The sequence below is a fragment of the Paenibacillus sp. 05T425 genome (genome assembly GCF_056396205.1).
Genome location: NZ_JBFTLA010000011.1, coordinates 107904 through 130705, shown reverse-complemented (window position 1 = coordinate 130705; position 22802 = coordinate 107904). Strand labels below are relative to the sequence as shown.

The following is a 22802-nucleotide window of genomic DNA, read 5'->3' as shown; positions in this document are numbered from 1 at the left end:
CGTTTGTTCCAACGCCCCAGGGTACCCCTTCATTTGTTCATCTATTTATTCAGTTGCTCCAACATTCTCATCAGTACGGTTACGGCTTCCGCTCTGTTCGTTTTTGCATCGGAGTTGAATTTATTTGCTCCTGAACCTACCATAAGGCCAATCTTCTCAACTGCCGCTACTGCGCCCTTCGCCCATGACGGGATGGTCTTGTCGTCTGCGAAGCCGGTTACGGCATTCTCATCGATGGATAGTTTCAGCGTTCTTGCAACCATAACTGCCATTTCACTGCGAGTAATCGTTGCATCCGGACGGAAGGTACCATCGTCATAGCCGGTAATAATGCCTAGTTGGACGGCTTGCGCGATCGCCTTCTTTGCCCAGTCTCCGATCTTAGCCTCATCGGTGAACGTCAATGCCGCTCCATCTCCGGCCCGCTGCAACGAGTTCATCAGCATGACCGCGAACTCCGCACGACTCACCGTGGAATCCGGCTTGAAATTACCATTCGGATAACCCGTAACGATTCCGCTACTGACCGCTTGCTTGATGTTCGACTCAGCCCAGTGTCCCTTAATATCATTGAAACTAACATTCTCTTTGACGGGCTCATCCGTGGCCATGACAGCGAACTTCGTAAAGTGATCAACCTCTACGGAAATATGATTTCCGTCGACGACACCCCCGATTTTCACCCATACTTTCTTCGTTTCGTCATAGTAGAACACAGCCGGCTTTTGATCATTTTTTAATAGTGCGGGATCGAAAGCAAAGGTCAAAGTTACCGGCTTGCTGAAATTGCCCGATACGTTTTTCAAAATTTCAAAGATCGGGCTTGCCAGCACTTCTTCAGGTGTTAGAAGCGCCTTCGTGTCCAGCACTTTGGTGATCGTTACTCGCAGTTCTTCGTTTGTTGCGCCTGCCGGAATGGACACCTTCACAGCACCATCCAAACTAACCTCGCCTTTGGTTCCGATTGGAAGCGTCAATGTACCGTCAGTGGAGATTAGAGGCGATTCGATGGTTGGATTGCTTCCCCCACCCGATGGCCCGGCAGGTGCTGCTTTTACGGCAATCGTTGCTGATCCAGATTTGCTTGTATCGAAGGTTGATGTCGCCGTAACGACATAGTTGCCTGGCACCGCGTTTGCGGCAACCGTTACGATACCATTCGCGTCAACGGTTACATTCGTGTTATCGCTGCTTGTCCAAGTTACGGTTCGCGGTGCTCCTCCCACTACTGATACGGCAGCTGTCAGTTGCTGATTCGCTCCCTGAACGACTGTAGCTGTTGCCGGACCTACCGTTACGCTTGTCACGGATCCTACATTCAACTTCGTCGTTGCCAGAGAAGCCAGAGCACTAGTCGTTGCCGCTGTTCGAACTTGCAGATTGTCATTCGGAAATACCGATACGTCAATCGTTGCCGTTCCCGCTTCAATCATGGGTGTCACGGCTTGCCAGGTTGTGCCGCCATCCCTGCTGTATTCCATCGTTAGGTTAGCACCTACAAGCTTCACGGCAGCCTGCCCGCCGGACAAATTCGCGGATACGCCGCTCGGCGCTTCTGCCGCACTAGCGATGGATGCCACCAGGCGATAATTTGTCGGCAGCGCCGCTTCGCGAACATATAGATTCCCAGCCGTGAACGTGATATCTGTATTCGTATCGCTTGCGCTCAGCCACGTTCCACCCGTTCCGTCCGTTGAATCCAGGCTATATTCCATAGCCGCTGACGTACCGGTTATTTTGCCGCCTAATACATTAATGCCTACGCCGGATAAGTTAAGCAGGACCGTGACCGTTGCCGTTCCTATTTTACTCGTATCCGCCGTTGACGTTGCCGTAATGACGTAGTCGCCTGTCGCTGCATCCGAGGCAACCGTCACCAAGCCGTCCGCATCAACGAATACATTCGAATTATCGTTGCTTGTCCAGGTTACGTCTTGAACTGCTCCGCCCGCCGTTACCACTACGGCAGTCAACTGCTTCGTTGCTCCCGCAACCACGATCGAAGCGGATGGACTTACGCCTACGCTAATTACGGCTGAAGGTACCGCTGCCTTAAGGTAAGGAAAGCCATTATTATAGGAAGAATTCATCCCCCACGCCCCTGTACCTTCTGAAAAATCAAATCCGACATACGTATAATGCAGCTTCATGGCTTCGGTTGTTACGTACGTACCAAGACCATTATCGACAGGAATGTCGTAATAGCTGTTGTTGATCAATCCTGCAACCTGGGCACCTACTAAGCCGCCCATACCCCAACCATCGGCTACACTCCCCGTTGCGTAGCTCGTGAGAATATAACCCTGACTCATACCAACCAAACCGCCTATCGTGTCATTTCCTCTCCCGCTTCCCGATGCAAAGCTGTTGCTGATCATCCCATTCCCATAGTTCCAGCCGACCAGGCCCCCGATATAGCTACCTCCCGACACGCTTCCCTGAGCGTGGCTGCCGCTAATTCTTGCATCATTGGAACCTACTAGTCCACCAGCAGCGCGTGTACGGGCTTCGACATTGGCTGCGGCATAGCTGTTGCTGATCGGAGCGTAATTGATATTAAAACCGACCAATCCGCCTACGCTGCTTACGCCGTTAACGGTTCCCGTGACGCTGCTGTTGCTAATGGCGCCTTGGTTGTATCCGACCAAACCCCCTACATAAGTATCCGCGTTAATCGAGACGTCTTCCAGTTTCATATTTGTAAGAACGGCATACGCGCTGGTACTGCCAAATAAACCGACGGCATTGCTGCCGGGCATGTTAATCGTTAAATTTCGGATCGTATAGCCGTTCCCATCCAAATAACCTTCGAAAACCTGCGTATTCATATCGCCAATCGGCATCCAGCCCTCGCCCGCGGAATAGCCGCTCAAATCAATATCATCTGTCAGCTTATAATAATCGCCAATCCCCACTTCGTCCCTGATCTTAAAGAGCTGTTCTGCGGTCGCAATCTCATAAGGACTGCTTTCCGTCCCTTCCCCGAATCGGATACTATCGATAATCAGGGTCTGATCGTAAGGAACCGCGGAGCTATCTTCGAATGCCTCGGCATCGATTCGGATGATGTTCTCCGATCCGACCAACGCGTGCTCGAAGTGAATGGAGAACGCGCTTGACGAAGCCGCAGCCGTTACATCCGAGACAATATCGTTCGTACCCAGCGGCGAGAAGGTTTCCTCCCCCGTCTTCTGCACCGTTATTTTGTTTCTCAAATCTTCTATCGTGCCCGTTTGTGCCGCATAAACGCTAAATGTAACCGTAACGGTCCGATGATCTCCGCTGCCGTTTGCGGTCACTCCGCTATCAAGCTGCAAGTCGCGAATATCGCAAGTTTTCACGGTGCCGACCGCGGGATCCGTTACGGACAATCCCGTCGCCGAACACGTCACGTCGCCGGTAATGATTTTCGTCACATATCGGGTATCCGCTCCGAAACGCAGCTCTTTCGTCCCGGAAGGGGAACATGTTCCTCCTTCATCCGCGCAGTGCGTCCAATCGCTGCCGGCGTCTGCCGACGCAGGCAGCGCGAATGAAGAAGATATCAAAGCAAATACCATCAATCCCAATAGAATTCGAACCGTAAATCCTTTTATCAACACTTGCGGTGGACCGGATAATCTCATCATAAACATCATTTCCCTCTCGCTCCTCAGCTGTTCTACTAGATAGACTTATTATAAAAACCTCCAATGAAAGAATAATAAAAGAATAGTAAGAAACGAAGAAGAAGCCAGGGAGCTCTCCCTGGCTTCTTCTCTCTATTCCTTAGTGTGAACGCGTATAGATTCCATACAAGATAACCGCTGCTTCTGCGCGAGTCAGGTTGCCCTTCGGATTCAAGGTGTTGTTGCTGTTTCCTTGGAGTAAACCGACGCTAAGCAGATAAGCCAAGCCTTCTCTTGCATATGACGCTGACTGCGCACCGTCCTTGAAATCGTCGATTGACTTGGACGATACTTCCGGCAGCTTGTTCTGCCATAGATCAAGCGCACGCTTAATGATTGCGGCAACATCTTCTCTGCTGATTTCCGTATCAGGCAAGAACTTGTTCCCGCCAACGCCTGCGACAATGCCAAGCGCGCGGCCGATTCCAAGCTCTTTGTAATACGGCGAGCTTGCATCTACATCAGCAAAGTTGTCCGTGAATGCAGCGTCCAGCTCAAGGAGTCTGATCAATTGCGCGAGGAATTCCCCTCTGCTGATTGCAGTCTTTGGCTCAAAGGTCGTTGCCGACGCACCTTCGATTACGCCTCTAGCCGCCAACGCTTCGATTGCCTTGGCTGCCCAAGCTACACGCGACAAGTCGCTGAACTTAGGCGCAGCATATACGACTGCATACTGGCTAAAGTGCGAAGTTCGGAACACGATTTGGCCCGTTGCGTTGTCATATCTGCCGTTAGGAACAGGCGTTGCATTGCCTTCGCCGTCTACGTACCAGACGACAAGCTGATCGGCATTTTGTTTCTCCGATGCCGTCGGTGTATACGGTACCATGATTGTAACCGGCGCTTCGGTATTGCTCCAAGCGACTTCTTTGTTGTCAAACATGACCAACAGATCCAATGCCGGATGATTGCCGATCTCATCGATAAGCGGTTGATTCCATCCGCTCGTATCCGCTTGGCGAACAACGATGGTTACGGTTTGGCCGGCGCTTTGCAATTGAGCTGCGCTCAACATCGCGCTCGACACGACAACCGAGCCAAACGGTGTTTCGATAACGACCGAGCTAACGGTGTCTCCCTTGAACCAGGAGGTCGGAATCCCTAATGCGTAACCCTTCGCATTCGGGGTGACGGATAATTTTACTTTAATCTGTTTTGAATCTCCAGTTGCCCGTCCGAATGCATTTTCAATCTCGGTTTGGGACAAGTTGGATTGTGCAATTTGGGACGAATCATTCATCGTTGGCGCCGTGCTAACCGTTACGTTTCCGCTGCTATCTACAGTAATCTCTGTAGTTGACGGTACCGACCCGTTGCCTGAATTGCTCGGATTTTTCGGAATAGCCGTATACTGCGCTATAACGTTCAAATCCGATCTCACATTCGTGAATGCGACGCTCCATCCCGTGAAATTGTACCCTGTGCGCGACGGCTGCGTCGGTGCGGTTGCATCCTGTCCATGATTTACCGTTTCCGTCTTCAGGACCGTTCCATTCCAATCCTTGAACGTGACGGTATAGGACACGGCGACCGCATCGATCTGGTTCTGAAGATTCGTCTTCACTGCGCCGTCTGCCATAATAGCGACAAAGTTGCGAGCCATAGCGATATCGGCAGCTAATTCAGAAGCGACAGCCTTATCAACGGCAGCCGTTGCCGATTCTTCAAGCTTTTCATTGTATTCGCCTGCGTTTAACAAGTATAAATCCGTAAACAAGCTTGAATTCTTTAAGTGTCCGCTTACGACTTCATATGTCGATCTGGAACCATCCGATTCATTCGAGCCGTCCGATTCATTGAACATCGTCGATATTCCGATTCTTCCGTTCGCGAGCTCCGATGCAGCATTGATATGCACCGTATTAAACGGAATTTTCAGATCGTAAATCGTCGTTTTCGCAGCTTCATCTCTCGTAACCTTTGCCACGATATCCGTTACCGGAGCAGTCGGCGCATTGCCGCCTGTAGGACGAGTCCAAGGGAATACGACAACTTGGTTGTCATTGGTGAGCGTGAAGCCCAATTCATTCCGCAGCGTACTGTTGTTTACAGGGTTGCGTAGATCAATGCCTAACTGCAAGCTATCCTCTCTCCAAATATTCACGCCGGACTGGTTATTGTAGTGCACATCGTCTGTAACGACAATGTACGCATATAGATTGCTGTCGTCCCACGCGAAATGCGATTCTGCGCTGAGGTCTTGCGGACCATCCCACGTCCCCATTGTTAGATAATCTTCGGTATCCATTACGAATGCCGGAGTTGCGGCATTCTTTGCCGGATTTTCCGAGCCGGCGGAGCTTACCTTTTCAGCGTAAGCTGCATCATATTTGGCCGTATAGGTGTATGATTTTCCGTCTTCGAGTTGCAGCTTGAATGTCATTAGACCTGCAACATAATACGGTAAATCTACGGTTACGGATTCGCCTGCCGCAAGCGCGTCGAATGCGACCGGCGTGAAATCTTCAGCATAAGCCGCCGGGGAAACAATGGACAATGTCCCAGGCGCAGAGGATCTTCCTCCGACATTATACTTGAAGTTGATTTGTTGTTGGTCGCCGTTGTCGGTTAGGTTGAATACAAACGGTTCCGCCATTAAATCCGCGCCGTAAATGCCGTATGGATTACCCGCCGGGGTGCTGTTTCTAAGCCCGGATGCGTAGTAATTGTTGCTAAGCTCTATCGCTGTGCCGCCTTCGCGCAACATGGCATACACATTATTATTCTGGCCATCCTTGGACGGCTGGAAGTAAGAGGAGTATACATGCGCTGTTCCGGCGGTGACATCTATACCCGGATTGTTGCCAGGCAGCTGAGTGAAGTTTGCTTGCTGGAAACGAACGATACCGTTATTTACGATCGCTCCCGCTACCGTCGGGCTTCCCCAGAACGCGCTGTTGTATAGGACAAGTTCAGCGTTAGGGTGGATTTTGGCGGTATTCGCAACATCGCCCATTCTGACATATGCTCTGTTCGGCTCCGTCGCGATGTTCGTATTAACCAATTCCGAGTTGATCGCGATGATTTTGGTATGTTCGTCCGCGTCTTCCACATAGAGAGCATACGTGGTTCCGTCCGAACCGTGACCGATCATCGTCATCTTGCCTGGGTAAGCGTATTCTCCGTTCCCCAAGTCTCGTTTCAGGAAGTGTACGCCGTACACCGAACCGAATACGAAATTGTTGAATATCGTCTGGTCTTCCACATCAGAGAATTTGAGCGCACTCATGTATCTTTGCACGAATCCGTACAAATCGCCGGAAGGTGCCGTATAGCCTTGACCTCCTGGAAGTCTCAACGCGTAATGCGGATTGAATTGCATATTTCTGATAAATCCGCCTTCCGCGCCTCCTCCGACCCAGATGCCTGCTCTGAGGAGCGTGCCGCCTAAATAATCGACATAGTGACCATCGGTGCGATAGGAAGCAAGGTCTATGCCTTTATCGCCTATCGGGATCGTTAAGTTGATGGCATATACGCCTGCGCCTTGTCCCTGTACCAAGAACGGAGCTTTCAACGTTTGGTTAGGGTCAGCTAGGTTGACGCTGGTTATATTCGCTTGCGTGATGTTAAGTCCTCTGAGACCTGCGTTTGCCTTCAACTGAATAAGAGAAGGTCCGTTTTCTCCCTGAGCGCCACCGGTGTAAGCCGTAAATATGGCCGTGCCGCCGCCTTGCGTATGGTGCTGTACGTCCCATGTTCCTCTGAGCTCAACACCCTCGGGAACGATGACAGGATTATTCAGCCTGTATCTTCCGCCTGGCAGATAGATCGTGCCGCCGCCGTAATTATCTTTAATATAATCTAGAGCTTCTTGCAGTCTTACCGATATATCCACGGTCGGAGCGTTGCCTGTTAACGAGCGCGGGAAGTCAAGTCTAAGCACTGCGTCCGATGTCGGTCTCGGGTGTACGTCAATATCCGTTTTTACGTCTTTCGGAATCGGTTCAAACAGATAATCAACGTTGTTCACGATCTGTACGGTCGTGTTGCTACCGTCAGCCTTAACGTCAAGATTAAGGTTATCGATGTGCCCGGCAAGGTCAGCACTCTCGATGTTAAGGTTATAACCGGAATTGACCGATTTGAACGTCCCGAAGTTGGCTCCGAGATTGACATGTTTGTCAGCCTGTTTGAAGTTGCTCTGACTGACTAATGCGTTGCCTCGATTAAGGAGGTTCAGCGCGTAATTGTCATATTCGTCGAACGTACTATCCTCGAACGATATAACTCCGCCTCTGGCGTTGCTTACAATCGGACCTTTGAAGTCAACACCGTTGAATTGAACAGATGTGTTGAAACGTTCGTCGAACTGTACGGCAGTATCGCCGCCGAATTCCGAATTCGAGATCAACAGACCGAAACCGTTGACGTTGTCGATATACATGCCTGTTTCACTGTCCTCGATTTTCAATCCGTAGAACTGCGCGTTCGGAGCTTCGTCGCCGCCCGGTTCTCTTCCGATCCACATCCCCGTCTTGTATCCGGAAATGTTCAATCCCGATACGTACTCCCAGTCCGAACGGTGCATCATGAATCCGGTAGCATTCGCTCTTGTGTACGCTCTCGCGTCCGCTAGGGACGGTGCGCCGTCAAGTCCCGAATTCGCCCAGTATTTCGGGTTCATGTTCACGTTCTCGATCCGTCCGATGTCCGTACACGTGTGAATCACGACGCCTTTGTAGAGAGCCGTCATCTTGCTGTTCAGAACATAATGCATCTCGCTCGGCAGAGAGATGAAGCCTCCCCATGCGTTGACCAGAGTCACGTTATCCAGCGTCACGCTGTTCCCGGTTCTCTGATAGAACGTCCACGGATACGGAATTCCTTTGATGTCCTCGAATTCCCCTGTCTTCTGACCGTCTGCGTTCCTCTTTTCAACAGTCGTTCTAGCAGTAATATCCTGATTCGGATACCATACGGAAAGGTTCGTTACGCCCGTGCCTTGTTCCATGTCTATGAATCTATCGGACACGTTAGCTACTTTTTTGCCGCCTGTCTGATTTTCACGCTCGTCAGAGTCAACATACGTGTCATAATTGGCGGAATTATGTCCGGCATAGACGGCGAGAATGGTCCCGTCGATTTGACCGTCGTAATCCTCCGCATCCGGGTTATCCCATTCGCCACGGAGCTGTACGCCTGCCCGCAAATTCAATACTTGTTTATATTCATAGGTTGTATTGCCGGTCGTGCTTTTAACGCTTATTGTGCCGGTCGTTTCCGTACGGAACGCATAGGTTCCCGCCGGAATGTAGACGACGCCGCCGCCGTCACTATAAGCCGCGTCAATCGCTGCTTGGAAAGCCTCTCTATTATCGAAATCAACTAAGTTTTCGTCTTCTGCCATCTCTTCTGTCTTCGCTCCGAAAGCGATTACGTTAAAGTCGGAGATCGCCCAATCCTTCGCATCGTTCACCTGAGCGATTGCCGCTCTCATGTGTTTGGCGAAATCATATCGATTCGGAACCGTCAACGCAAATGTTTTCGTCTGGGTTACGGGAGCGGCTACCGGACCTCTCTTAATCGTCGCCGTAAGCGTTACGTTACCGCCGCCGTCAGGACGGTTCGTCGGTATGACGCCTGCAGCGGTGATGAGGTTAGCAGCGGATGTCGCCCATGTAATATCCGTCATATTGTCGCCCATGGACGGAAGAACCAAGTTCGTTGTCACATTGCCCTCAGAAGTATTCACGCCTTTGATTAAATCCCATGTCAGCTTGTTCACCATCGCATTCACCGCATCCTCGTCGGTTCCGGTACCTGTTCCGCGAACGACGATCGTAAAGGTTTTTACAACCGGTGCTGCCGTACCTTTGCTGATAGTCGCCGTGAGGGTTACGGCTTCATTAGCTTCTTGACGAGCTACTGCGCCGGTCTCGCTGTTGATAACCGTGTCATCGGTAGAAGTCCACGCAATGTGCGTTCTCGCCGAACCAGCCTCGGCAAGCGTCAAATCCGTTTCAACCAGATCTTGTCTCGTATTGACGCCCTTGATCGCGTCCCAAGTCAGCGCTTCCGAAGCAAGCTGGACCGCTTGTTCATCCGTTGGAGGAATTTCGGTTATGCGTATGCTCTGAATGATGGCTCCGGCCGTACCGATACGGAGGTGCGCTCCTTGATTCTGCGCGCCGATCGCAAAGTTAGCTCCGTTAAGCGCAACTTTGGACGTTACCCAAGCGTTGCCGCTTCCTGTCGCCGGGATACTTGCTGATCGATAAGCATCAAACCCGGAGAAGTTGCCGGCATAGATGGTGTTATACTGCAACGAAATACCGCTGGCTGCGCTCGGTCTCCAGTATTTGACCTCTAATTCGACCATGTTGGCCAGCTTAAGCTGAGGGTCGTCTGCAATGACGTATATAAAGCTGCCAACCTTCACAGCATTAACACCGTCTTGCGTTACTCGTTCAACCGCGCTGCCGTCACCGGTGAGGCTAATGCCTATGCCGTCGCCTTGAAGGCCAGGATATGGTCCCGCCGGATCTCCGCCATCGCCGAATCCGCTTCCAATTTCATCAACTTCAGCAAAGGTTGCAGCATTATTGAAGTCAATGAACACTTCGGCAAGCTCGTTAGTCGTACTGGCTACCGTCAGACTAAAAGCTTTGGTAACCGATGCTGCAGCACCTTTGGTAATGGTCGCCGTAAGGGTTACGGCTTGATCTTCGTCTGCGTCACGGGTTACTCCGCCCGTTGTCGTATTAATGATACCTGTCGGTGCAGCCGACCATGCGATAGCCGTACCGTTCGCACCTGTTGTCGGCAGAGTCAACGCCGTTCTTACTTCGGATTGAATCGCATTCAAATTCCTGATCGTGTCCCAAGTCAGCTTCGCTTTCGCGTCCGCTATGGCTTGATCGTCGTCCAGATGCTCCACTTTCACTCTCGTATGCGTTCCTGCAAAAGGATATTGCGTATTTTGAGCCGTGCGCGCGAATGTGTAATAGGTGTTGCCTGCGGGCTTGGTGAATGCCGCAGTATAAACGCCTGCACTTAGCGTCCCCGTCGTCCAATCGCCGACTGCAGGAGTATTGCCGGTGGTGTTGATTGCGAACTGTACAGCCTGACCATTTGCCGGCGCTGCTGACGATAACGTAACGTTATTCGATACCTCAACAGATGCAGCGATAGGTCTCGGCGAATCCACGTTATTCTGGAAACGCGGGTTCTTCACATAGATGTCGCCTTGAGGCACGGCAGCCCATTGCATTTGCAATCTCGCTGACTCTACCGTATTCAAAGTAACGGGATTGAAACCATTCGGAGAATTGGCTCCCGATAATTGCACATAGACAGTCATCCATTCATTGACATGTCCATTTCTCATTTCGCTGACATTAAGGCTAAGACGCGAGTTGGTATCCAGATTGTTACCGCCAGACGCGATTGCGACCCAGTTATTGCCGCTGAAATTCAGAAGGTCCGCATGCGTAACATACATATCAAAAACAAAATATTGATTCGCGTAACCTAATAAATCTTGGTTGCCGCCGCTATTAATAAAGCGGGCATCCCAAAGCCTTTCAGCGCCGGCGCCTATTTTCCCAGCGCCCAGCTTAACCGCGTTATTTCCGTCCGGCGCAACCGCGCTGATCGTTCCCTCTTCTATATTAGGGAAATACGTCGCAGCCAGAGCGTTTACCGCCGCCGGCACGGCTTTCACCGTCACCGTAATCGTCTGAGTAGCACTTGCTGTACCCTTGGTTATAGTCGCCGTGAGTACGACGGTTTTGTCTGCTTCTCTATTCAATAGACGATTTACGCTTCCGGTGCTGCTAATAGCCGCATTGTCCGAAGACCATGCTACATTCGTTGTACCTATTGCAGTCGGAAGGATAAGCTGTGATTTGACATCGGTATTCGAAGTATTGCTGCCTTTAATCGTATCCCATGTCAGAGACGCAGCCGCGTCATCTACCAATACTTGTTCGTCAATTGACGTTACCGTAATTCTTGAAGATGGACCGACGAAGTTGTAATTGCTGTCTGCTTTCGCGCGAGCGAATACATAGTAGGTGTCGGCTGTTGGTAATGAAGCGAATTGATGCGTATACACGTCATCGATATTAACGCCATCCACCCAACCGGATGTGGGAGCGATTCCATTTTCGCTTATTGCGAATTCCACAGCTTGGCCGCTAGCAGGTGCGTCCGCCGTTACGGTTCGCGTTGCTACGTCAAGCGAGGGAACCGTTGAAGGCGAACTCGGAACGCCTAACGCGCTTTTCTGGAAACGCGGATTTTTGATGAAAACAGGGGTGCTAGGGACACTCGTATCCCATTGCAGATGCATGGCCAATCTGTTTACTTGGTTTAGCCAGGCGTCATTGAAGCTCCCGGCTACGGTGCTTGACGAAGATAACTTCGTATAGACCGTCGCCCAAGTGCCCACCTCTCCGTTCGTGACACCGCTTATATCAAGCTGGAGACGAGAATTGGTGTTAAAGTCATTATTACCGTCGCTCACGATGACGAGCCAGTTGTTTCCTTGCATATTTTTGAAGCTCGCACTTGGAATATACATCTCGAACGCAAGGTATCCGTCTTTGTAGGCGGATACATCTCTTAGAGGCGCCACATTCGGCGTGAAGAGGTTATCCCAAGGACCTCCGGCCTTCGAGGTTCCGGTGTTTAAGCTCCACGCTGTCTGTCCGTCCGGCGCAACGGTTTCTGTCGCCGTATTTCCATCCGCGCCCGCATTTACGGTCAAGAGAGTTAAGTCATCTCCCCATGCCGCACTGACCGTTCTAGGCGGAGAAAACAAAGTAAGTAGCATCGCTGTCACAAGTAAAGATGCTAATAACCGTCTTTTTATCATGCTTAAATTTCCTCCATGCATCGTGTAATTGGGTTTTGAAGAGATCCCATAACTCTAACCTCTATACGATTAGCGCAACAATTCATAATAATTGAACCCCTCATGTGTGGCCTGTCAACACTTTCCCGCTTGTATGCCCGCCACCGCATCACCTCTACTCTTCCTTATGTAAAATATTTAAACAGCCCATCCGTCCACAATCGATCCGATGTTAGCGTTTTCACGAGCCCAAAAAAATAACAGGATTCAAAGAGCGATAAGCGTACGTGCAATAACGTAATCTCACTACTTCTTCTTATCCTGCAATCATTTCCCGATCACACTCTGTAAATATGTGGACTGATATTATCATACGAGTGTTGCAATAGAGTTCCAATGAGGCAGTCTTATCCTTTACGGGGGCAATATTACTTTCATGAACTTTGAGTTCGAATTTGCAAAAAGAAGAACGTATTGGCTTGGAGAAAGTCGAGGCTCTGACATCCTTGCTCTTCGCTAGTGGTTGGTAACTACAAACCTCCACAGCGGACTTTCACCGCCTAGTTAGTCGCCATGCGTGGCGCACAAAAAAATCCCCGGCGCATATAGACACCGGGGATTTCATTAGTGCTTGATGTAACGGTTGGTTTTACTCAGGTTCTGGCTTGGCTGGGAAGACACCATGTAGATTTCACAGCTTTGCTACGGAAGTAACGCCAGTAACGCTGTCTTAGCTTGGCCGTTTGGCATAATCGCGATAAAGTTACGTGCCATAGCGATATCTGCAGCTGATCCAGACGTGACAGCTTTATTGACGGCAACGGTTGCCGATGCCTCAAGCATTGTATTGTATTCGCCTGCCGTTAACAGATGTAACGCTGTAAATAAACTCGAATTCTTCAGGTGTCCGCCTTCAACTTCGAATGTGGTTCTGGTACCGTCAGACTCGTTCGATCCGTCAGAATCATTCAGCATGACCGATACGCCGATTCTTTCGTTCGCCAGCAGCGCTGCAGGTGCATTATGAAGCGTATTAAACGGAATTGTCAAAGCGTAAATCGTCGTCTTCGCAGCTTCATCTCTCGTAATATTGGCCACGATATTCGTGATCGGAGCAGTCGGTGCATTGGCGCCTGTAGGACGTGTCCATGCCCATACGACGTTTCCGCCGCCATTGCCCCGCGCGAATCCGAATTCATTCCGCGTCGTGCTGTTGGTAGCAGGATTGAGTAGATCGATGCCTAATTGCAAGCTATCCTGTTTCCATATGTCTCCACCAGTCTGGCTGCTATAGTGCACATCGTCCGTGACGACAATGTACGCATATAGATTGTTGTTGTCCCATGCGAAACGCGACTGTACGCTGAGGTCTTGCGGTCCACCCCATGTTCCCATCGTTACATAATCTTCGGTGTTCATTACATAGGCCGGAGTTGCAGCAATCTTCGCCGGGTTGTCTGCTCCGACAGAGCTTACCTTCTCGGCATAAGCCGAGTCAACTTTGGCCTTATACGTATAGGATTTGCCATCGTTGAGCTGTAGCTTGAAGGTGACCAGACCTGCAACATAATGCGGTAAATCTATCGTTACAGATTGGCCTGCCGCAAGACCGGCGAATGGAACCGGAGTGAAACCTCCAGCATACCCAGAGGGGGAAGCAATCGTTACTGTCCCCGGTGCAGAGGTTCTTCCTCCGACATTAAACTTAAAGTTTAATTGCTGTGCTGCTCCATTTTGAGTGATGTTGAACACGAACGGCTCCGCCGCCAAATCCGCACCGTAAATACCGTACGGGTTATTCGCTGGGGCGCTGTTTCTGAGACCAGATGCGTAATAGTTATTGCTTAGCTCGATCGATGTGCCACCTTGGCGCAGCATGGCATACACATTGTTATTCTGGCCGTTCTTAGACGGCTGGAAGTAAGAAGAGTACACATGTGCTTTGCCGGCAGTGACATCTATACCCGGATTGTCGCCAGGCAACTGAGTGAAGTTAGCTTGCTGGAATCGAACGATACCGTTATTGACGATCGCTCCCGCCACTGTCGGGCTTCCCCAGAACGCACTGTTGTATAGGACAAGTTCAGCGTTAGGGTGGATTTTGGTCGTATTCGCAACATCGCCCATTCTGACATACGATCTGTTCGGCTCTGTCGCGATGTTCGTATTAACCAATTCCGAGTTGATCGCGATGATTTTGGTATGTTGGTCTGCGTCTTCCACATAGAGCGCGTACGTCGTTCCGTCCGAACCGTGACCGATCATCGTCATCTTGCCCGGATATGCGAACTGGCCATTCCCGAGATTTCTCTTCAGGAAGTGGATGCCGTATACCGAACCGAACACGAAGTTGTTGAAGATCGTCTGATCTTCCACATCAGCGAATTTGAGCGCACTCATGTATCTTTGTACGAATCCGTACAAATCGCCTGAAGGTGCCGTGTATCCTTGACCTCCTGGAAGTCGCAATGCGTAATGCGGATTGAATTGCATATTGCGAATAAATCCGCCCTCCGCTCCGCCTCCAACCCAGATGCCTGCTCTGAGGAGCGTACCGCCTAGATAATCGACATAGTGGCCGTCGGTTTTGTAGGATGCGAGATCTATCCCTTTATCGCCTATAGGTATCGTTAAGTTGATCGCATATACGCCTGCCCCCTGTCCTTGTACCAAGAACGGAGCTTTGAGCGTTTGCTCAGGGTTAGTGAGATTGACGCTAGTGATATTGGCTTGCGTAATGATAAGTCCTCGTAGACCTGCATTTGACTTAAGCTGAATGAGAGAAGCTCCGTTCTCTCCCTGAGCGCCACCGGTATAATTGGTGAATATCGCCGTGCCGCCGCCTTGCGTATGGTGCTGTACATCCCATGTTCCTCTGAGCTCAACACCCTCAGGAACAATGACTGGATTATCCAAGCGATATCTTCCACCTGGCAGATAGATCGTGCCGCCGCCGTGATTCGCTTTAATATAGTTGAGCGCTTCTTGCAATCTCACAGAGATATCCACGGTCGGTGCGCTGCTTGTTAACGAGCGCGGGAAGTCAAGTCTGAGCACTGCGTCTGATGTCGGTTTTGGATGTACGTCAATATCTGTTTTGACATTCTTCGGAATCGGTTCGAACAAATATTCGACGTCATTGACGATCTGTTTGGTCGTGCTACTGCCGCCACCGTCTACGTCAAGGTTCAGGTTACTGATATGCGCGGCAAGGTTAGCGCTCTCGATGTTTAAGTTATAGCCTGAGTTCACCGACTTGAACGCCCCGAAGTTCGCTCCAAGATTGACATGGTTGCCAGCCTGCTTGAAGTTGCTCTGACTGACTAGTGCGTTGCCTCGGTTAAGGAAATTCAGCGCGTAATTGCTATATTGATCGAACGTACTGTCCTCGAACGATATAACTCCGCCTCTGGCGTTGCTTACAATTGGACCTTTGAATGCAACACCGTTGAATTGAACCGACGTGTTGAAGCGTTCGTCGAATTGTACTGCCGTATCGCCGCCGAATTCCGAATTGGAGATCAGCAGACCGAAGCCGTTGACGTTGTCAATGTACATACCTGTTACACTGTCTTCAACCTTCACTCCATAGAACTGCGCGTTCGGAGCTTCGTCGCCGCCAGGCTCTCTTCCGATCCACATCCCCGTCTTGTAGCCGGAAATGTTCAATCCCGATACGTACTCCCAGTCGGAACGGTGCATCATGAATCCGGTCGCATTCGCTCTTGTGTACGTTCTCGCGTTCGCTAGAGAAGGTGCGCCGCCCAGTCCCGAATTCGCCCAGTATTTCGGATTCACATTAACGTTCTCGATACGCCCAATGTCCGTACAGGTGTGAACCACGATGCCCTTGTAGAGAGCCGTCATATTGCTGTTCAGCACATAATGCATCTCGCTCGGCAGGGAGATGAAACCTCCCCAAGCGTTGACCAAAGTCACGTTATCCAGCGTCACGCTGTTTCCGGTTCTTTGATAGAACGTCCACGGATACGGAATGCCTTTGATGTTCTCAAATTGTCCTGTCTTCTGACCATCTGCGTTTCTCTTCTCAACAAGGGTTGTCGCATTAATATCCTGATTCGGGTACCATACGGACAGGTTGCTTACACCTGTGCCTTGCTCCATGTCGATGAATCGATCGGACACGTTCGCTACTTTTTTGCCGCCAGTCTGGTTCTCACGCTCGTCAGAGTCAACATACGTGTCATAGTTAGCGGAGTTATGTCCGGCATAGACTGCGAGAATCGTTCCGTCGATTTTGCCATCGTAACCAGCCGCATCCGGGTTATCCCATTCGCCGCGGAGCTGTACGCCTGCTCGCAAGTTTAATACTTGTTTGTATGAGTAGGTTGTATTGCCTGTCGTGCTTTTCACGCTGATTGTGCCGGTAGTTTCCGAACGGAACGCATAGGTCCCCGCTGGAATATACACTACGCCGCCGCCATCATTGTAAGCCGCGTCAATCGCCGCTTGGAATGCCGCTCTGTTATCGAAGTTAACTAAGCCTTCTGTCGCTGCCATCGCTTCTGTCTTCGCACCGAAAGCGAGTACGTTAAAGTCAGAGATCGCCCAATCCTTCGCGTCGTTCACTTGATCGATTGCCGTTCTCATATGTTTCGCGTAATCGTATCGATTCGGGACTGTCAGCACGAATGACTTAGTCTGGGTTACAAGAGCGCCTGCCAGACCTCTCTTTACCGTTGCCGTAAGCGTTACAGTACCGCCGCTGTCTGGACGGCTGGTCGGGATTACGCCTGCTGCGGTAATGAGATTAGCCGCGGATGTCGTCCATGTAATATCCGTCGTATTCTCACCCGTCGACGGAAGCACTAAGTTCGTTGTCACATTACTCTGAGATGTATTTACACCTTTGATTAGATTCCATGTCAGTTTGTTGATCATATTAGCTACTGCACCCTCGTCGGTTCCGATACCTGTTCCGCGAACGACAATATTAAAGGTTTTAACAACCGAAGTTGCCGTACCTTTGCTTATTGTCGCCGTAAGGGTTACGGATACATTATTTGCTTGGCGATTAACAGCGCCGGTGGTGCTGTTGATAACCGTATTATTGTTAGATGTCCACACAATGTTCGTGCCCGCCGAGCCTGATGCGGCAAGAGTCAGATTGGTTTCAACCAAATCTTGATTGGTATTCGCGCCTTTGATCGCGTCCCAAGTCAGCGCGTCTGAAGCAAGCTGTATCGCTTCTGCATCCGTTGGAGCAATTTCGGTTATTCGAATGCTCTGAATGATTGCTCCTGCTGTAGCGAAACGTAAGTGCGCGCCTTGGTTTTGTGCGCCTATCGCGAAGTTAGATCCGTTAAGCACAACTTGTGAAGTTACCCAAGTGTTGCCGCTTCCTGTCGCCGGAAGGCTCGCTGATCGATACGCATCATACCCGGAGAAACTGCCAGGATATATGGTGTTGTAGTGTAACGAAATACCGCCGGTCGCGCTCGGTCTCCAGTATTTGACCTCTAATTGGACCTTGTTGACTTGCTTAAGCTTAAGGTCATCTACAATGACGTACATGAAGTCGCCTACCTGCGCAGAGCCTACACCACTTTGTGGCGCGACTACCACCGGGGTAATGTCTCCGCTCAGGCTGATGCCAATGCCGTTACCTTGAAGCTTGTTGCCCGATTGAACGAATGTGTTAGCATCGTTGATGTCAATGAACACTGTAGCAGGCTCGGCAGCCGTACGGAGTACGGTCAAATTAAACGTTTTTGTAACAGGCGTTCCGCTGCCTTTGGTTATTGTCGCCGTAAGGGCTACGGCTTTGTCTTGGCTAGCGTCGCGAGTTACACTGCCAGTTGCTGTATTAATGATACCTGTCGGTGTAGCCGACCATGCGATAGAAGTACCATTCGTACCTGTTGTCGCAAGCGTCAACGCCGTTTTCACTTCGGATTGAACGGTATTCGCATTTCTGATCGTGTTCCAAGTCAGATTAGCGGCTGCATCCGCTATGGCCTGACTATCGGCATTATACTCGACTTGAACTCTTGTATGCGTTCCTGCAAAAGGATACTGCGTACTTTGAGCCGTGCGAGCGAATGTATAGTAGATGTTCCCTGCTGGTTTCGTTAATGTCGCGGAATACACGCCTCCACTCAGAGTACCCGTCGTCCAATCCCCTGCTGCAGGAGTGCTGCCGGTCGTGTTGATCGCGAACTGCACAGCCTGACCGTTCGTCGGCGCTGCTGACGATAACGTTACGTTGCTAGCCGTCACAACAGCTGCGGGAATCGGTCTCGGTGAATCCGTAGTGCTCTGGAAGCGCGGGTTCTTCATGTAGATGTCGCCTTGGGGCAGAGCTGCCCATTGCAATTGCAATCTTCCTGATTCTACCGTATCCAGATTAACGGGATTGAAACCATTAGGAGAATTGGCTGCTGATAATTGTGCAGCTACCGTAATCCATCCGTTAGCAGGTCCATTTCGCATTTCGCTAACGTTAAGATTAAGACGCGAATTGGTGTCAATATTATTGCCGCCTGCCGATATGGCAATCCAGTTGTTCCCGTTGAAATTCAATAGATCCGCATGCGTAACAAACATATCAAATACAAAATATTGATTCGCGTAACCTAATAGATCCTGGTTGCCGCTACTGTTAATAAAGCGAGCATCCCAGATCCGTTCGATGCCTGCGCCGATTCTTCCAGCGCCCAGCTTGAACGCATTGTTGCCGTCCGGTGCAACAGCATTTGCTCCTTCATTCGAATTAGGGAAGAATGTCGCAGCCTGAGCGTTGACCGCCGCCGGCGCAGCTTTCACCGTCACAGTGAAGGTTTTCGTAGTACTTGCAGTGCCCTTCGTTATGGTCGCTGTGAGTACGACGGTTTTGTCTACTTCTCTATTCAACAACCGATTGACGATTCCGATGCTGCTAATTGCCGCATTGTTCGAGGTCCATGCGACGTTCGTTGTTCCTATTAGCGTCGGAAGACTAAGTGCTGATTTCACATCGGTATTCGAAGTATTACTGCCTTTAATCGTATCCCATGTCAGAGACGCTGCTGCATTATTAACCACTGTTTGATCGCTAGTAGATGTTACCGTAGTTCTTGTAGATGCGCCGATGAAGGGATAACTGCTGTTTGCTTTCGTGCGCGCGAATACATAGTAGGTAGTTACCGAGGGTAATGTGGCGAATTGATATGAATACACGCCACTATTGAGAATTCCATCTGCCCAACCGGATGTAGGAGCATTCCCATCTTGGCTTATTGCGAATTCTACCGCTTGCCCGGTAGCGGGTGCGTTCGTGGATGCTGTTCTCGTTGCTACGTTAAGTGCGGGGACCGCTGATGGTGAGAGAGGAATGCCTAGATTGCTTTTCTGGAAACGCGGATTCTTGATGAAGACCGGGGCGCTAGGGACACTCGTACCCCATTGCAGATGCATAGCCAGTCTGGTTACTTTGTCCAACCAAGCGTCATTGAAGTTACCAGCTACGGTACTTGAAGACGATAATTTCGTATAGACCGTCGCCCATGTGCCCACCGCTGCATTCGTGACACCGCTTAGATTAAGCTGGAGACGAGAATCATTGTTGAACTTGTCACTAGAGGGATTGCTGTCGCTTACGATGACGATCCAGTTATTTCCTTGCATACTTTTGAAGCTCTCACTCGGAACGTACATCTCGAATACAAAGTAGCCGTCCTTATAAGCAGATACATCTCTTAAAGGCGACACATTCGGCGTGAAGAGGTTGTCCCAAGGCGCTCCGTTCTTCGAGGTTCCGGTATTCAGGCTCCACGCTGTCTGTCCGTCCGGCGCAACGGCGGATGTCGCCGTATTACTATCTGTACCTGCATTTACGGTTAAAAGATTTACGTTATCTCCCCATGCTGCGCTTACTGTCATAACCGGAGAAAACAAAGTAAGTAGCATCGCTGTCACAAGTAACGATGCTAATAACCGTCTCTTCATCATTATAAAATTTCCTCCATACTTCATATTTTTTAGGTTTTGCATAGATCCCTTAGCTCTTTAGCCAACATTTAAGCTAGCAACTACTAAACCTTTCATGCGTTGTCTATCTACTCTTGATCAGCCCCCTGTGTGAGAATCATTTTTTACCGATCTTGGTAAAGCGCGTCCGTCCACAGTCGATACAATGATAGCGTTTTCAAAAACTCAAAAAAACAACAGGATTCAAAGAGCGATAAGCGTACGTGCAATAACGTAACCTTACTACTTCTTTTCATCCTGTCATCATTTCCCGAACATACTCTGTAAATATGTGGACTGATTTTATCATACGAGGGTTGCAATCGAGTTCCAATGAGGCAGACTTATCCTTTACGGGGGCATTATTACCTTAAATCATTCATCAGTCGCTGGATGGGTAAATAACAAAGGACGACTATGAATAGCCGCCCCTAATTGAACGATGAGCAGACACTGACTGCTCATCAAGAACATGGCTCCTCTCATGAAGTCGAGTATCTTAACCCCGAATCAGCGTGACCTTAAACACGCTTCCTGATTCGGAACTCGTCTCCAGTTCAACGGTCCCCTGGAAATATGCAAGCAAATGACGAACGATCGATAGACCTAGACCAGCCCCGCCAAGCCTGCGTGCCCGTGACGAGTCGGTTCGATAAAACCTCTCAAACACCAGCTCCTTGGACTGAGAGGATATTCCCTTTCCCGTGTCCGAAACCCGAACCACGACCCGTCCATCTTCATGCACGACCTGCAGAGTAACGTTCCCATTTGGCCGATTATACCGGATGGCGTTGTCCAGCAGATTTCGAAAGACCAAGAATAAGAAGCTTTCTTCCCCCTTAACCAAAGCGGCGCAAGGCTCCATCAGATGAAGCGTCACCCCGTATTTGACTGCCATCGGTTCCATAAATGAGATTGCCTCTGCGAGAATGGGTGCAAGTTCTACGACGTTGTGTTCTTTATCCGTCCGATCGTATGTTCCGTCAGCCAGCAGCAGCAAATCCTCCGTTAAAGATTCTAGTCGCGAAAGCGTCCGCTCCGTTGTCTCCCTGTAATCGCTCCATTCGCTTGGATCAATGCCGTCGCTGTCTCCGGCTACTTCAAGATTCGTGCGCAGGATGGAGAGCGGCGTCCTTAATTCATGCGCGGCCGCGGAAACAAAACGGGCCTGCTGATTAAAGGAGTGTTCCAGCCCGTCCAGCATCGTGTTAAATACGATCCCAAGCTTCTTCAATTCATCATGGAGCAGGTCAATCTCTAGACGTTTGTGCAGGGTGGTCGCCGTTATTCCGGCAGCCGTTTCGCTCATCCGTTTCACGGGTTTCAGGATAATCACGGCGAGCCAGTGCGAGCTGAGAATCATGCCCGTTAGAACGACAACCAAGCTTATGATTTGCCCCTGCAGCTCGGATACAATTCCGTAAACGGAGAAAAAAGACTCGATACCCACATATAAAGTAATCAATATCGCCAAAAAAAGAATAGAAAACAGCGTCACTCTGGCACGCAGGGAAAGCCGGTTCCATCGTCTCATGTCGTTTCCTCTTTCTTCCCAGCCGTGCTCGGAGCCCATTTGTACCCATAACCTTGAACGGTCTGAATATACCTTTCTCCTGTCTCCGGATCATGTTGCGAGAGCTTTCTGCGCAAGGAATTGATGTGAACCCGGACCGTTGAGGTAAGCGGGTCCGCATGGATATCCCAAACATGCTCAAGAAGCCTTTCGGACGAATTGACCTCGCCGGGATGCAGCATCAGATATTCGAGCAACCCGAATTCTTTTCTCGTTAATGAAAGAAGAACGTTCTCGAACCAAACTTCCTTCGTTTTGGAATCAAGGGTAAGCTGATCGAACTGCAGGACGGTGCTTTTAACTGGTGAACTACGCCGAAGGAGCGCCCTGATGCGGGCAAGCAGCTCATTGAACACAAAGGGTTTACGGAGATAGTCATCCGCGCCTGAATCGAGTCCTTCCTCCACCTCGTCCGGATGGCTGCGCGCTGTCAGCATGAGGATAAACACATTGCTATGGTGCGAGGACTGGCGAATTCGTTGACAAAGTGAAATACCATCCAGCTCCGGAAGATTGATATCAAGGAGAATCACATCGTAATCATTGGTATCCGCCATCTCCCACCCGGTTAGCCCGTCAAGGGCGATATCCACTGCATAACCTTCCCGTCTTAAACCCTTGGCTAACGCACGTGAAAGATCTTCCTCATCTTCGACTATGAGGATTCGCATGTCACCACCCCTTCCTACTTTTACAATAGATTATCACACATTTTCGCGATGCGAGGAAAATCATACGGTTTTCTAGAGCTTCACTTAACAGGAATTTAACAGCCCGATCATTATAATCAAAG

General features: G+C 50.1%; 5 protein-coding genes. All 5 read right to left on the bottom strand.

What is annotated here, in order from left to right:
- Nucleotides 1-41 precede the first annotated feature (41 nt).
- The 5 genes from AC1DF0_RS23755 to AC1DF0_RS23735 all read right to left on the bottom strand — a co-directional run bounded on the left by AC1DF0_RS23755 (nt 42) and on the right by AC1DF0_RS23735 (nt 22680).
- The gene (locus AC1DF0_RS23755) at nt 42-3638 is read right to left on the bottom strand and encodes an S-layer homology domain-containing protein (protein WP_477575529.1); all 3597 of its coding nucleotides are present in this window, start codon (nt 3636-3638) and stop codon (nt 42-44) included.
- A gap of 130 nt (nt 3639-3768) precedes the next feature.
- Nucleotides 3769-12489: an immunoglobulin-like domain-containing protein gene (locus AC1DF0_RS23750; protein ID WP_477575528.1), complete on the bottom strand. Its 8721-nt coding sequence runs from the start codon at nt 12487-12489 to the stop codon at nt 3769-3771.
- A 681-nt stretch (nt 12490-13170) separates the two neighbouring features.
- Nucleotides 13171-20418 (bottom strand): immunoglobulin-like domain-containing protein, encoded by a 7248-nt coding sequence (locus AC1DF0_RS23745; protein WP_477575527.1) that lies wholly within the window; start codon nt 20416-20418, stop codon nt 13171-13173.
- A gap of 517 nt (nt 20419-20935) precedes the next feature.
- On the bottom strand, nt 20936-21970 hold the full coding sequence (locus tag AC1DF0_RS23740) for a sensor histidine kinase (RefSeq protein ID WP_477575526.1): 1035 nt from the start codon (nt 21968-21970) through the stop codon (nt 20936-20938).
- Nucleotides 21967-22680 (bottom strand): response regulator transcription factor, encoded by a 714-nt coding sequence (locus AC1DF0_RS23735; RefSeq protein ID WP_477575525.1) that lies wholly within the window; start codon nt 22678-22680, stop codon nt 21967-21969. Before AC1DF0_RS23735 ends, AC1DF0_RS23740 begins: the two co-directional genes overlap by 4 nt.
- Nucleotides 22681-22802 lie beyond the last annotated feature (122 nt).

Coding starts and splice junctions, on each gene's coding strand:
- AC1DF0_RS23755 (WP_477575529.1), bottom strand. CDS start 3,638: ATGATGTTTATGATGAGATTATCCGGTCCACCGCAAGTGTTGATAAAA.
- AC1DF0_RS23750 (WP_477575528.1), bottom strand. CDS start 12,489: ATGATAAAAAGACGGTTATTAGCATCTTTACTTGTGACAGCGATGCTA.
- AC1DF0_RS23745 (WP_477575527.1), bottom strand. CDS start 20,418: ATGATGAAGAGACGGTTATTAGCATCGTTACTTGTGACAGCGATGCTA.
- AC1DF0_RS23740 (WP_477575526.1), bottom strand. CDS start 21,970: ATGAGACGATGGAACCGGCTTTCCCTGCGTGCCAGAGTGACGCTGTTT.
- AC1DF0_RS23735 (WP_477575525.1), bottom strand. CDS start 22,680: ATGCGAATCCTCATAGTCGAAGATGAGGAAGATCTTTCACGTGCGTTA.